Raw genomic sequence first — 13756 nt, 5'->3', positions numbered from 1 at the left:
CCTTTTCGCCCTGATCATTTTCGATCCCGACGGCGAGCTCTTCGCGCGCCGGCGCGGCAGGCGCTCGCAGCCAGTTTTCGGCAAGGGTGGGACAACCGCATGAAGACAATTCTTTGCTACGGCGACTCCCTGACGTGGGGCTACGATGCCGCCAGCCTCGGCCGCCATGCGCTCGAGGACCGCTGGCCGAGCGTTCTTGGGGCCGAACTAGGGGGTGACGTCGAGGTCATCGCCGAAGGCCTCAACGGCCGCACCACGGCCTTCGACGACCATCTGGCCGGTGCCGATCGCAACGGCGCCCGCATCCTGCCGACGATCCTGACCAGCCATGCGCCGCTTGATCTCATCATCATCATGCTCGGCGCCAACGACATGAAGCCCTGGATCCACGGGAATCCGGTCGCCGCCAAGCAGGGCATGGAGCGGCTGATCAACATCGTGCGCGGCCATGACTATCCGTTCGACTGGCCGGCCCCACAGATCCTCATTGTCGCGCCGCCTGTCGTGACACGCACCGACAATGCCGAATTCAAGGAAATGTTCGCCGGCGGTGACGACGCGTCCAAGCGGCTGGCGCCGCAATATTCCGCGCTGGCCGACGAGGCCGGCTGCGGCTTCTTCGACGCGGGCACTGTCGCTGCCACCACGCCGCTCGACGGCGTCCATCTCGATGCCGAGAACACGCGGCGGATCGGCCAGGCGCTGGCGCCGCTCGTGCGCGTGATGTTAGCGACATGATAGCCAATGCATTTCTGATCATTGGCCTTTGGTTGGCTGTGCGTGGGCAAGGCCGTCGAAGTCGGCTGATTACAGGCTCTGCATTTGTGGGACTCTGGGCTCTCGACGCCCTGTCGGTACTAATGCATGAGCCAACTTTCAGGCCTCCAATGCTGATGCATGAGCCATGGGCGATACCAAAGCCCCCTATCGGCAAAGCGTCGCTTCAATAAGGACCATAAAATGGCTGAATCCTACGACGTCATCATCATCGGCTCAGGCCCCGGCGGCTATGTCACGGCGGTGCGCTCCGCCCAGCTCGGCTTCAAGACGGCAATCGTCGAGCGCGAGCATCTTGGCGGCATCTGCCTGAACTGGGGCTGCATCCCGACCAAGGCGCTGCTGCGCTCCGCCGAGATCATGCATTATTCGGATCATCTGAAGGATTACGGGCTGAAGCTTGAAGGCGGTAAAATCATCCCCGACACCGCCGCCGTGGTCGACCGCTCGCGAAAAGTGTCGCTGAGGCTCAATACCGGCGTCGGCTTCCTGATGAAGAAGAACAAGGTCGATATCATCTGGGGCGAGGCAAAGCTTTCGAAGGCTCCTGCCGGTGACAAACCGGGCGAGGTCGTCGTCTCGAAGACCGCGAAGAAGGCAATGGAGCCGCAACCGCCGGTGCCGAAGGGCGTCAAGGGCGAGGGCACCTACACGGCCAAGCACATCATCCTGGCGACCGGCGCCAGGCCGCGCGCGCTACCCGGCATCGAGCCGGACGGCAAGCTGATCTGGACCTATTTCGAGGCCATGGTGCCGAAGGAAATGCCGAAGTCGCTGCTGGTGATGGGCTCGGGCGCCATCGGCATCGAATTCGCCTCCTTCTACCGCACCATGGGCGCCGATGTGACGGTGGTCGAGTTGCTGCCGGCGGTGATGCCGGTAGAGGACGCCGAAGTCTCGAAATTCGCGCAAAAACAGTTCGAGAAGCAGGGCATGAAGATCCTCCTCGAGGCCAAGGTGACCAAGGTTGAAAAGGGCGCCAATTCGGTCACCGCGCACGTCGAGATGAAGGACGGCAAGGTCGAGAAGATCACCGCCGACCGCATGATCTCGGCCGTCGGCGTGCAGGGCAACATCGAGAATCTCGGCCTGGAAGCACTTGGCGTGAAGACGGACCGCGGCTGCGTGGTCGTCGACGGCTACGGCAAGACCAATGTGCCCGGCATCTATGCGATCGGCGACGTGGCCGGCCCGCCTATGCTCGCCCACAAGGCCGAGCACGAAGGCGTGGTCTGTGTCGAGAAAATCGCCAATTTCCCAGGAGTGCACCCCATCGACAAGCTGAAGATCCCCGGCTGCACCTATTGCAGCCCGCAGGTCGCGTCCGTCGGCCTGACCGAAGCGAAGGCCAAGGCGGAAGGCAAGGATATCCGCGTCGGCCGCTTCCCGTTCAGCGCCAACGGCAAGGCCATCGCGCTCGGCGAGGACCAGGGCTTCGTCAAAACTATCTTCGACAAGAAGACCGGGCAGCTGCTCGGCGCGCATATGGTCGGCGCCGAGGTGACCGAGCTCATCCAGGGTTTTGTGGTGGCTATGAACCTGGAGACCACCGAGGAAGAGCTGATGCATACGATCTTCCCGCATCCGACGCTGTCGGAAATGATGAAGGAGAGTGTGCTCGACGCCTATGGCCGCGTTTTGAACGCATGATAGGTCACCAATCGGTGATCGATGGCCAATACGTGCTAACGTGGTCGGGCGAGTCTCACACGCGGCAGCCGGAGAAAGCTGACGGCAAGGCGGTTCGTATCCGGATGCATTTTCACCTGATCGAGGAGGAATTGGCACATGCATATGAATGGCGTCGGCTGGATCGCAGCCATCATCGTCGGCGGCCTGGCGGGCTGGCTGGCCGAGATGGTCATGAAGAGCAACACCGGTATCTTCATGAACATCATCATGGGGATCGTCGGTGCGATAGTGCTGAACGCGATCCTGCAGGCTCTCAACATCCAGTCGTTCGGCGTCGGCTGGGTCGCCTATCTGATCACCGGCTTCATCGGCGCCTGCCTGCTGATCTTCGTCGGACGGCTCGTGCGTCGCTGACCCGAAGCCACCGTTATGCGAAAATGGCCGCGGCGGCATGCGCTGCCGCGGCCTTTTTCTTTGTCCCGAAAAGTCCTAGATGACGCAAGACAGGCGGCCGGCGGAATCCCGGCCGCGAAGGGTTCGAGATGGTCACAGTCGTAGACACGATCGCCAACCGGCCGCGCCCGCGGCATCCCGAGAAGGCGCACCGGCCCGACCAGGAGGTGCTGCGCAAGCCTGACTGGATCCGCGTCAAAGCGCCCGTTTCGAAGGGCTATGCCGAAACGCGCGAGATCGTGAAGTCGCACAAGCTGGTGACGGTGTGCGAGGAGGCCGGCTGCCCGAATATCGGCGAGTGCTGGGACAAGAAGCACGCCACCTTCATGATTATGGGCGAGATCTGCACGCGCGCCTGCGCCTTCTGCAATGTCGCGACGGGCATCCCGACCGCGCTCGATCCGGATGAGCCGCCGCGCGTGGCCCACGCCGTCAAGCAGATGGGGCTGAGCCACGTCGTCATCACCTCCGTCGACCGCGACGATCTGGCCGATGGCGGGGCGCAGCATTTCGCCGACGTCATCCGCGCCATCCGCACGGCAACGCCTTTGACGACGATCGAGATCCTGACGCCTGACTTCCTGCGCAAGGACGGCGCGCTGGAGATCGTCGTTGCCGCCAAGCCCGATGTCTTCAACCACAATCTCGAAACCGTGCCGTCGAATTACCTGACGGTTCGCCCCGGCGCGCGTTATTTCCACTCGATCCGGCTTTTGCAGCGGGTCAAGGAACTCGACCCGTCGATCTTCACCAAATCCGGCATCATGGTGGGCCTCGGCGAGGAGCGGAACGAGGTGCTGCAGTTGATGGACGATCTGCGTTCGGCCAATGTCGACTTCATGACCATCGGCCAGTATCTGCAGCCTTCCAAGAAGCACCATCCGGTGATCCGCTTCATCCCGCCGGACGAGTTCAAGTCCTACGAGACGATCGGCAAGACGAAGGGTTTTCTCCTCATGGCGTCGAGCCCGCTGACGCGCTCCTCGCACCATGCCGGCGAGGATTTCGCCAGGCTGCGTGCGGCGCGCGAGGCGCAGCTCGCGAAGGCCAGCTGACCTTCGATGCCGAAATTCGAGGCGACACGCCGCGTCGCACATACGCCCGACGAGATGTTCGCGCTGGTGGCGGACATCGAGGCTTACCCGCAATTCCTGCCGCTGTGTGAATCGCTCACCGTGCGCTCGCGTAAGGAGCGTGACGGCCGCACGATCTTGGTTGCCGACATGAGCATCGGCTACAAGGCAATCCGCGAGACCTTCACGACACAGGTGCTGCTGAAGCCCGACGAGAAAGCGATCGACGTCAAATACATAGATGGCCCGTTCAAATATCTCAGCAATATCTGGCGCTTCGACCCCGCCGGCGCCGGCTGCGAGGTGCATTTCTTCATCGACTACGAATTCAAGAGCCGCATACTCGGCGCCGTGATGGGCACGATGTTCGACCGTGCCTTCCGCATGTTCTCGGAAGCCTTCGAGAAACGGGCAAACGTGATTTACGGTGTAAAGCCCGCCTAACGTTCGCCCAGCGCCCGCAACCCGAGTTGCAGCGCGTGCCGCACCGTCTCATGCCGGATGAATTCGCGGCCCTTGTGGCCGAACAATTGCCGCTCCGCGACGATCTGCTGTCCGGCAAGCGCTATCCCGAACCAGACCAGGCCGACCGGCTTATCGGCCGAGCCGCCGCTGGGGCCGGCAATGCCGGTGACGGCGAGCGACAGGCTCGCTTGCGAGTGCGCCAGCGCGCCCGCGGCCATCTCCAGCACCGTCTCGCGCGAGACCGCGCCATGCGCATCGAGCGTGGCCGCGGAAACGCCGAGCATCTCCATCTTGGCTTCGTTGGAATAGGTGATGAAGCCTCGATCGACCACGGCGGAGGATCCGGCAATGTCGGTCAGCGCGGCGATGATCAGACCGCCGGTGCAGCTTTCGGCCGTCGCCAGCATGATGCCGCGCTGCTGGCAGGCCTGGAGCAAAGCGATGGCGCGTTCGGCGTTGCTCATCCCGGCACCTCGCCCGGATAGACGACGCTGGCGGTGGCGATCGCGGCGATACCTTCGCCGCGCCCGACAAAGCCGAGCTTCTCGTTGGTCGTGGCCTTGATCGAAATGCGCTCGGGCGCAATGCCGAGCATGGCGGAAAGCGCCTCCGTCATCGCCGCGCGATGCGGCCCGACACGCGGCGCCTCGCAGATCAGCGTAATGTCGGCATTGGCGATGCGGCCGCCGCGCTCGCGCACCAGCTTCGCCGCGTGCTCGACGAATATCTTCGAGGCAGCACCCTTCCATTGCGGATCGGACGGTGGGAAATGCGTGCCGATATCGCCGGCGCCGCAGGTGGCGAGCAGCGCGTCCGTCAGGGCGTGAAGTCCGACATCGGCGTCAGAATGGCCGGAGAGTTTTCGCTCATAGGGAATGGCGACGCCGCAGAGCGTTACCTGGTCGCCGGGCTCGAACGCGTGCACGTCATAGCCATTGCCGGTGCGAATATCCGGGAAGCGCTGCTGCGCGCTCGAAAGCCGCTGGTCGGCCAATGCGATGTCCCTTGCCCAGGTGAGTTTGACGTTGTCCGGCGATCCGGGAACGATCTTGACCGGTATCTGTGCCCATTCGGCGATCGCCGCATCGTCGGTGAACTCGGTCTTGCCCAGGTGATGCGCCTTCTCATGCGCGGCGAGCAGCGGCCAGAACGGAAAACCCTGCGGCGTCTGCGCGGCATGAAGGCCGTCCCTCGACACCGTCTCATCGATCATGCCGGCCGCCGATTCCCGCTTCAGCGTGTCGGCGACGGGCAGTGCCGGCAGCGCGCCCTGGCGCTCGCCGATGGCCTCGATGGTGCGGTCGATCAGCCCGGTATCGACGAAGGGGCGCACGGCATCGTGCACCAGCACTTTTGCCGGTGCCTGGTCCCTCAACGCCAGGAGGCCGAGCCGGACGGACGCCTGGCGCGAAGGGCCGCCGATGACGGCGACAAGACGATCGCCATGCGCTTCGGCCGCGCGTTGGAAGAGTTCGGCGTCGTCGGCATGGATGGCCACGACCACTGGACCGATCCTCGGATGGGAGAGGAAGATATCCAGCGTGTGCGCGATGACGGCGCGGCCGCCGATGCGCTGATACTGCTTCGGACCGTCGGCCTGCCCGGCGCGCGCGCCGCGGCCGGCAGCAACGATCACCACCCCGATCCCGCCGCTTGGGGCGGCCGCTTGCTTTTCGCTTGCCTCGCTCATTCCGATCGGTCCTAGAGCCGGATGATTTCAGGTGGATTCGACCTGAAATCTGAATCCGTCTCTAAATCAAAGAAGTAGAGCATGATGTCGGCCGAAAACCGCTCACACTGTTCGGCATCATGCTCTAGTCGGGGTGATGGCCGAAGGCCAGCATTTTCCAAAATGCGCCTTAATGTGACGTCATTGCGCGTTGCACAATGCCACACTTCTGGCTAGAGAATGTGCAACGATGGAACATGCTTGGTTTTTGTGCATGGCTGAACTGACCACATTGGCATCGCCACTCGATGTCGGCGGGATAAAAATCCGCAGTAGGGTTTTCCTGGCGCCGATGTCCGGCATCACCGACGAGCCGTTCCGGCAGCGTGCCCATGCGCATGGTGCCGGCCTTGTCGTGTCCGAAATGGTGGCGAGCGGCGAGTTGGCCAAGGGCAGGGCCGGCTGCGACCTGCGCATCCGCCATTCCGGCCTGCCGGTGCATATGGTGCAGCTCGCCGGCCGCGAGGCGATCCATATGGGCGAGGGCGCGCGAATCGCGGCTGGCGAGGGCGCCGATATCATCGACATCAACATGGGCTGCCCGGCGAAGAAGGTGACCGGCGGCTATGCCGGCTCGGCGCTGATGCGCGACCTCGACCATGCCTTGTCGCTGATCGAGGCGGTGGTCGGCGCCGTGTCGGTGCCGGTGACGGTCAAGATGCGGCTCGGCTGGGACGAAAGCGCGCTTAACGCGCCGATGCTGGCGCGCCGCGCCGAACAGGCCGGCGTCAGGATGGTGACCGTGCATGGCCGCACGCGCTGCCAGTTCTATCAGGGCAAGGCCGACTGGCGTGCCATCGCGCGCGTCAAGCAAGCCGTCTCGATCCCGGTGGTGGCCAATGGCGATGTCGGCTCGCCGGAAGAGGCGGCGACCATCCTCGAACAATCCGGCGCCGACGCGGTGATGATCGGCCGCGCGCATTATGGTGCCCCCTGGGTCGCGGGCAACATTGCGGCCGCCGCAACTGGTGCATCCGCTCAAGGCATTCCGCAAACCCCGCAGGCGCTCGCCGACTACGTCGTCTCGCATTACGAGGATATGCTCTCGCTCTACGGCATAGAAAGCGGGCTGCGCCAGGCGCGCAAGCATCTCGGCTGGTATCTCGACCGCCATGCTCCCGATGTTTCAGCCGAGCAGCGCAAAGCCATTCTCACGTCCTTCGAACCGAGGGAGGTCATTGCAGGCTTGCGCAGCGTGTTTGCCGACAGCCTGCCATCGATCAGCTTGCGGAGCGCAGCATGAAGGCCGATGTTCCCCGGCAGGCCGATACGGCGGATGCCGCCAATATCGTGCTCAACACCATCCGCCGCCCGGTGATCATGGTCGATCCCGACGGCTTTATCACTTTCGCCAACGCCGATGCCGAGGACTTCTTCCGCTCCAGCGCGAATATGCTTGCCCGCAACACGCTCGCCAAGCTGGTGCCCTTCGGCAGCCCATTGCTGACGCTGGTCGACCAGGTACGCGAGCGCCGCGCGCCGGTCAATGAATACCGCGTTGACGTGTCGTCGCCGCGCCTCGGGATAGAGAAGATGGTCGATCTCTATGTCGCGCCGGTGCCGGAGTTTCCGGGCTCGGTCGTCGTCATGTTCCAGGAACGGTCGATGGCCGACAAGATCGACCGCCAGATGACGCATCGCGGTGCCGCGCGCTCCGTCACCGGCCTTGCCGCGATGCTCGCGCATGAGATCAAGAACCCGCTCTCCGGCATCCGCGGCGCCGCCCAGTTGCTCGAGCTTTCCGCTTCCGACGAGGACCGCGCGCTGACCCGCCTGATCACCGACGAGACCGACCGCATCGTCTCGCTGGTCGACCGCATGGAGGTGTTTTCCGACGAGCGGCCGATCGAGCGCTATCCGGTCAACATCCACGTCGTGCTCGATCATGTGAAGGCGATTGCGAAGAACGGTTTTGCAAGGCGGATCAAGATTTTGGAGGAATATGATCCATCATTGCCTCCGGTCTTCGCCAACCGCGACCAGCTGATCCAGGTCTTCCTCAATCTGGTCAAGAACGCCGCCGAGGCGATCGGCGCCGACCCGCAGGGCGAGATCGTGCTGTCGACGGCCTTCCGCCCAGGCATCCGCGTCTCCGTGCCCGGCACGCAGGACCGAGTCTCGCTGCCGCTGGAATTCTGCGTGCGTGACAATGGCCCCGGCGTTTCCGAAGACATCCTGCCGATCCTGTTCGATCCGTTCATCACCACAAAGCCGAACGGCTCCGGCCTCGGGCTGGCCCTGGTCGCCAAGATCGTCGGCGAGCATGGCGGCATCATCGAATGCGATTCGACGCCGCGCGGCACCACGTTCCGCATTCTGCTGCCGGCCTGGAAAGAGATTTCGCAAGGCTCGAGCGACGAAGCTGAAGGAGACCGCACATGAGCGCTCGCGGCAATATTCTGGTCGCTGACGACGATGCGGCGATCCGCACCGTGCTCAATCAGGCGCTGTCACGCGTCGGCCATGAGGTGCGCGTAACCTCGAATGCCTCGACGCTGTGGCGCTGGGTGGCGGCGGGTGAGGGCGATCTCGTCATCACCGATGTGGTGATGCCCGACGAAAACGCCTTCGACATGCTGCCGCGCATCAAGAAGGCGCGGCCCGAGCTGCCGGTCATCGTCATGAGCGCCCAGAACACCTTCATGACCGCCATCCGCGCCTCCGAGACCGGCGCCTACGAATATCTGCCGAAACCGTTCGACCTGACCGAACTGCTCAACATCGTCAACCGGGCGCTGGCCGAGCCGAAGCGGCCGAAGCTCGATGCCCGCGCGGAAGACCAGCCGGAGACGATGCCGCTGGTCGGCCGCTCCGCTGCCATGCAGGATATCTACCGCATGCTGGCGCGCATGATGCAGACCGACCTCACGGTCATGATCAGCGGCGAATCCGGTACCGGCAAGGAGCTGGTAGCGCGCGCGCTGCATGAATATGGCCGTCGCCGCGGCGGCCCGTTCGTGGCCATCAACATGGCGGCGATCCCGCGCGACCTCATCGAATCGGAACTGTTCGGCCATGAGAAGGGCGCCTTCACCGGCGCCCAGAACCGCTCCAGCGGCCGTTTCGAGCAGGCCGAGGGCGGCACGCTGTTCCTCGATGAGATCGGCGATATGCCGATGGAAGCGCAGACGCGGCTGCTGCGCGTGCTGCAGCAGGGCGAATACACCACCGTCGGCGGCCGCACGCCGATCAAGACCGATGTGCGCATCGTCGCGGCCACCAACAAGGACCTGCGCACGCTGATCAACCAGGGCCTGTTCCGCGAGGACCTGTTCTATCGTCTCAACGTCGTGCCGCTCAGGCTGCCGGCGCTGCGCGAGCGTTCCGAGGACATTCCCGACCTGGTGCGGCATTTCTTCAAGCAGGGCGCCAGCGAGGGCCTGCAAACCAAGCGCATTTCGTCCGGCGGCATCGAGCTTATGAAGCGCTATCCCTGGCCGGGCAACGTGCGCGAGCTGGAAAACCTGGTGCGCCGGCTGGCCGCCCTCTATTCGCAGGACGAAATTTCGTCGGAGATCATCGAGTCCGAGCTCAAGACCGGCGAAAGGCCGGTCGTGCCGGACGGCGGCGCGCTCATCCCTGACGATCTGTCGATCGGCCAGGCGGTCGAGCATTTCCTGCAGCGTTATTTCGCCTCCTTCGCCGGCGAATTGCCGCCAGCCGGGCTCTATCAGCGCATTCTCGCCGAGGTCGAGTATCCGCTGGTGCTGGCTTCGATGACGGCGACGCGCGGCAACCAGATCAAGGCGGCGGAGCTTCTGGGGCTCAACCGCAACACGCTGCGCAAGAAGATCCGCGAGCTTGGCGTCAACGTCTACAAGTCGGCTAGGCAGCCGTAGCGTCGCTCCTTATTTCGGTGAATTGCCCGGGAAAGATTATCTTCCCGGCCACACTTGTTGCATAATCGCCACAATGCGTTGCATACATCCGACGCGATGACCGACTCTGTACCGCGACATGGCAGCTGAGGCTCCGACCCTGAACCAACCGCTTTTCAACCAAACCGGCACGCGTGACGGGCGACGGTTGCTGGCGTTGCCCGGCGTGGTCGCCATTGCCGGCGCGATGATCACGGCAGCCATCTCGTTTGCCATCCTGGTCGGCGCGACGCCGATCGCACCGAACGCCGGTGCGACCTGGGCCTTGATCGCGGCCAATGCCGTGTTCGTCCTGTTCCTGATCGCCTTGATCGCCCGCGAGGTACGTCGCATCGTCTTGGCACGGCGCCACGGCAGGGCTGCCTCGCGGCTGCATGTGCGCATCGTCGCCATGTTCGCGCTGGTTGCCGCCATCCCGGCCATCATGGTGGCGATCGTCGCCTCGATCACGCTCGACATCGGCCTGGACCGCTGGTTCGAAATCCGCACCAAGACTATCGTCAACTCGTCGCTCTCGATTGCCGACGCTTATGTGCAAGAGAACGCGCGCAACCTCCAGGGCACGACACTGTCCATGGCATACGATCTCGATGCCTCGCGCACGCTCTATGGTCTCGACAAGGGCGGTTTCCTCGATCTGTTGAACAAGGAAGCCGTAGGCCGCGGACTGGCGCATGCGGCCCTGATCAAGCCTGACGGCTCGTTCGTCATGAACGCCAAGACCGATGCCGATTTTCCGATGCCGGAGCCGCCCGCGGGTGCCGTCGACACCGCGGCCGACGGCAAGCCGGTGCTGATCGAGCCGCGCACCCGCAACATCATGGGTGCCATCATCAAACTGCGCGAGATCGAAGGGCTTTACCTCTATACAATCCGGCTGGTCGATCCCGACGTGATCAAGGCGCGCCAGATCGTCAGGGGCAACACCGACGAATACCGCAACCTGGAAGACAATCGCCGGACCTCGCAGGTCGCCTTCGCATTGCCTTATCTGTCGCTCACGCTGATCATCACGCTTTCGGCGATCTGGACAGGCATTGCGGTCGCCGACCGGATCGTGCGGCCGATCCGCCAGCTGATCGGCGCGGCCGACGAGGTGGCGACCGGCAATCTCGATGTTGCCGTTCCCGTGCGCCAGTCCGATGGCGACGTCGCTTCGCTCGGCGAGACCTTCAACAACATGATCCTGGAGCTCAAATCGCAACGCAACGAGCTGCTCTCGGCCAAGGACCTGATCGACGAGCGCCGGCGTTTCTCCGAGGCGGTGCTCGCCGGCGTCACGGCCGGCGTCATCGGCGTCGACCCCTACGGCACCATCACCATCGTCAATCGCTCGGCCGAGACCATGCTGACCATTTCGGCAAATGCGACGCTCGGCCAGAATCTTTCGGCGGTCCTGCCGCTGGTCGGCCGCGTCTTCGAGATCGGGCGGCAGTCCGGCAAGCCGGTCTATCGCGAGCAGGTGACCTTCTTTCGCACCGGCCTGGAGCGCACCTTCAATGTCCAGGTCACGGTCGAGTCCGGCGACGACGGCGAGGAGGAGAAATCCTACGTGGTCACCGTCGACGACATCACAGATCTTGTCCAGGCGCAGCGTTCGTCGGCCTGGGCGGATGTGGCGCGGCGCATCGCGCATGAGATCAAGAACCCGCTGACGCCGATCCAGCTTTCGGCCGAGCGCATCAGGCGCCGCTACGGCAAGGTCATCACCGAGGACCGCGAGGTTTTCGACCAGTGCACCGATACCATCATCCGCCAGGTCGAGGACATCGGCCGTATGGTCGACGAATTCTCGGCCTTCGCCCGCATGCCGAAGCCGGAGATGAAAGCAATAGACCTTCGCGAGTCGTTGCGCGAAGCGTCCTTCCTGGTCGAGGTCAGCCGCTCCGACATCGTTTTCGAACGCGATTTCGGCAGCGAGCCGTTGAAAGGCACTTTCGACAGCCGCCTGATGGCTCAGGCCTTCGGCAACGTCATCAAGAACGCCGCCGAGGCGATCGACGGACTTGATGCGAAAGGCCGTTCGGACGGCACAATCCGGATTCAGGCCGGACGCCAAGATGGCGCCATACGAATCGATGTTATCGACAACGGCAAGGGGCTGCCGCGCGAGAATCGCCAAAGGCTTCTCGAGCCCTACATGACGACGCGCGAAAAGGGCACCGGGCTTGGCCTCGCTATCGTCAAGAAGATCGTGGAAGACCATGGCGGCCGTCTCGAATTGCACGACGCGCCGCCGGATTTCCATGGTGGCCGGGGTGCGATGATCTCGATCATCCTGCCGCCGGCAACGGTCGTAGCCGCGCCGCCACGCGGTGAAGGCCGAAACGAACACGAACGAGAAACTGAAAAGGTCGATAATGGCGTCTGACATTCTCATCGTCGATGACGAGGAAGACATCCGCGAACTTGTCGCCGGTATACTGAGCGACGAGGGTCATGAAACCCGCACGGCGCACGATGCCGACAGCGCCCTTGCGGCGATCGCGGACCGCGCGCCGCGGCTCATTTTCCTCGACATCTGGCTGCAGGGCTCCCGCCTCGACGGCCTGGCGCTGCTCGACGAGATCAAGACCATGCATCCGAGCATGCCGGTGGTGATGATCTCCGGCCACGGCAACATCGAAACGGCGGTGTCGGCCATCCGGCGCGGCGCCTACGACTTCATCGAGAAACCGTTCAAGGCCGATCGCCTCATCCTGATCGCCGAGCGCGCCCTGGAGACATCCAAGCTGCGGCGTGAGGTTTCCGACCTCAAACAGCGCAGCGGCGAGACCTTCGACCTAATCGGCATGTCGTCGGCCATGAGCCAGCTGCGGCAGACCATCGAGCGTGTCGCGCCCACCAACAGCCGCGTCATGATCGTCGGCCCTTCCGGCTCCGGCAAGGAACTGACGGCGCGCGCCATCCACGCGCTGTCGTCGCGCAAGACCGGTCCGTTCGTCACGCTGAGCGCGGCCACCATCACGCCCGAACGCATGGAGATCGAGCTGTTCGGCACCGAATCGAACGGCACCGAGCGCAAGGTCGGCGCGCTGGAAGAGGCGCATCGCGGCATCCTCTACATCGACGAGGTCGCCGATATGCCGCGCGAGACGCAAAACAAGATCCTGCGCGTGCTGGTCGAGCAGCAGTTCGAGCGGGTAGGCGGCACGAAGCGCGTCAAGGTCGATGTCCGCATCATCTCCTCGACCTCGCAGAACCTCGAGGCGATGATCGCCGACGGCCGCTTCCGGGAGGACCTTTACCATCGCCTGGCGGTGGTTCCGGTCATGGTGCCGGGGCTAGCCGAGCGGCGCGAGGACATCCCTTACCTCGTCGACAATTTCATGAAGCAGATCGCGCGTCAGGCCGGCATCAAGCCGCGCCGCATTGGCGATGATGCGCTGGCCGTGCTGCAGGCGCACAACTGGCCGGGCAATGTTCGCCAGCTGCGCAATAATGTCGAACGACTGATGATCCTGGCGCGAGGGGACAATCCCGATGCCCCGATCACCGCCGACCTTCTGCCCTCAGAGATCGGCGACGTCATGCCACGCACGCCCAACCAGTCGGACCAGCACATCATGGCGCTGCCGCTGCGTGAGGCACGCGAGCAGTTCGAGAAGGACTATCTGATCGCCCAGATCAACCGCTTCGGCGGCAACATCTCGAAGACGGCCGAGTTTATCGGCATGGAGCGCTCGGCACTCCACCGCAAGCTGAAGTCGCTGGGAGTCTAAGCAATTCCGCGAAAAGTGTGCCGCGGT

Annotated in this window: 12 protein-coding genes; 10 read left to right on the top strand and 2 right to left on the bottom strand. The window is 63.8% G+C overall.

Translation table 11 applies throughout. The features are described 5' to 3' along the window. Positions 1-99 precede the first annotated feature (99 nt). From LB528_RS20110 to LB528_RS20090, 5 genes are all read left to right on the top strand, one after another. The gene (locus LB528_RS20110; RefSeq protein ID WP_224716050.1) at positions 100-738 is read left to right on the top strand and encodes an SGNH/GDSL hydrolase family protein; all 639 of its coding nucleotides are present in this window, start codon (positions 100-102) and stop codon (positions 736-738) included. A 222-nt stretch (positions 739-960) separates the two neighbouring features. After that, entirely contained in the window at positions 961-2427 is a 1467-nt protein-coding gene (gene lpdA / locus LB528_RS20105; protein ID WP_224509920.1) for a dihydrolipoyl dehydrogenase, read from the top strand. A gap of 138 nt (positions 2428-2565) precedes the next feature. After that, complete coding sequence (locus LB528_RS20100) at positions 2566-2823, top strand: GlsB/YeaQ/YmgE family stress response membrane protein (RefSeq protein ID WP_095765464.1); 258 nt, start codon at positions 2566-2568, stop codon at positions 2821-2823. Between the two features lie 128 nt (positions 2824-2951). Next, positions 2952-3917, top strand: coding sequence for a lipoyl synthase (gene lipA, locus LB528_RS20095; RefSeq protein ID WP_224716049.1), 966 nt, complete (start codon positions 2952-2954; stop codon positions 3915-3917). 6 nt (positions 3918-3923) lie between these two features. Continuing rightward, a complete protein-coding gene (locus tag LB528_RS20090; protein WP_224509926.1) occupies positions 3924-4379 on the top strand; it encodes a type II toxin-antitoxin system RatA family toxin in 456 nt (151 codons plus the stop codon). On the opposite strand, the gene LB528_RS20085 is transcribed toward LB528_RS20090, so the two are convergent. Continuing rightward, on the bottom strand, positions 4376-4864 hold the full coding sequence (locus LB528_RS20085; RefSeq protein ID WP_224716048.1) for a CinA family protein: 489 nt from the start codon (positions 4862-4864) through the stop codon (positions 4376-4378). The two genes, LB528_RS20090 and LB528_RS20085, sit on opposite strands and share 4 nt — an antisense overlap. Further along, positions 4861-6090, bottom strand: a complete 1230-nt coding sequence (locus LB528_RS20080; protein WP_224716047.1) for a bifunctional 2-C-methyl-D-erythritol 4-phosphate cytidylyltransferase/2-C-methyl-D-erythritol 2,4-cyclodiphosphate synthase — start codon at positions 6088-6090, stop codon at positions 4861-4863. The genes LB528_RS20085 and LB528_RS20080 overlap by 4 nt, the downstream gene beginning before the upstream one ends. Before the next feature lie 253 nt (positions 6091-6343). On the opposite strand from LB528_RS20080, the gene dusB reads away from it, so the two are divergent. The 5 genes from dusB (at position 6344) to LB528_RS20055 (ending at position 13729) form a co-directional block, all read left to right on the top strand. Next, positions 6344-7372, top strand: a complete 1029-nt coding sequence (gene dusB / locus LB528_RS20075) for a tRNA dihydrouridine synthase DusB (protein WP_224716046.1) — start codon at positions 6344-6346, stop codon at positions 7370-7372. Further along, on the top strand, positions 7369-8511 hold the full coding sequence (locus LB528_RS20070) for a two-component system sensor histidine kinase NtrB (protein ID WP_224716045.1): 1143 nt from the start codon (positions 7369-7371) through the stop codon (positions 8509-8511). Before dusB ends, LB528_RS20070 begins: the two co-directional genes overlap by 4 nt. Beyond that, positions 8508-9968: a nitrogen regulation protein NR(I) gene (gene ntrC / locus LB528_RS20065; RefSeq protein WP_224509941.1), complete on the top strand. Its 1461-nt coding sequence runs from the start codon at positions 8508-8510 to the stop codon at positions 9966-9968. Before LB528_RS20070 ends, ntrC begins: the two co-directional genes overlap by 4 nt. A 118-nt stretch (positions 9969-10086) precedes the next feature. Then, the gene (locus tag LB528_RS20060; protein WP_224716044.1) at positions 10087-12378 is read left to right on the top strand and encodes a sensor histidine kinase NtrY-like; all 2292 of its coding nucleotides are present in this window, start codon (positions 10087-10089) and stop codon (positions 12376-12378) included. Continuing rightward, on the top strand, positions 12368-13729 hold the full coding sequence (locus LB528_RS20055) for a sigma-54-dependent transcriptional regulator (RefSeq protein WP_224582496.1): 1362 nt from the start codon (positions 12368-12370) through the stop codon (positions 13727-13729). The genes LB528_RS20060 and LB528_RS20055 overlap by 11 nt, the downstream gene beginning before the upstream one ends. Positions 13730-13756 lie beyond the last annotated feature (27 nt).

Source organism: Mesorhizobium sp. CA4 (genome assembly GCF_020165075.1).
Taxonomy (GTDB): domain Bacteria; phylum Pseudomonadota; class Alphaproteobacteria; order Rhizobiales; family Rhizobiaceae; genus Mesorhizobium.
The sequence above is the reverse complement of the archived record's forward strand: the minus strand, read 5'-3'. Positions and strand labels throughout refer to the sequence as shown.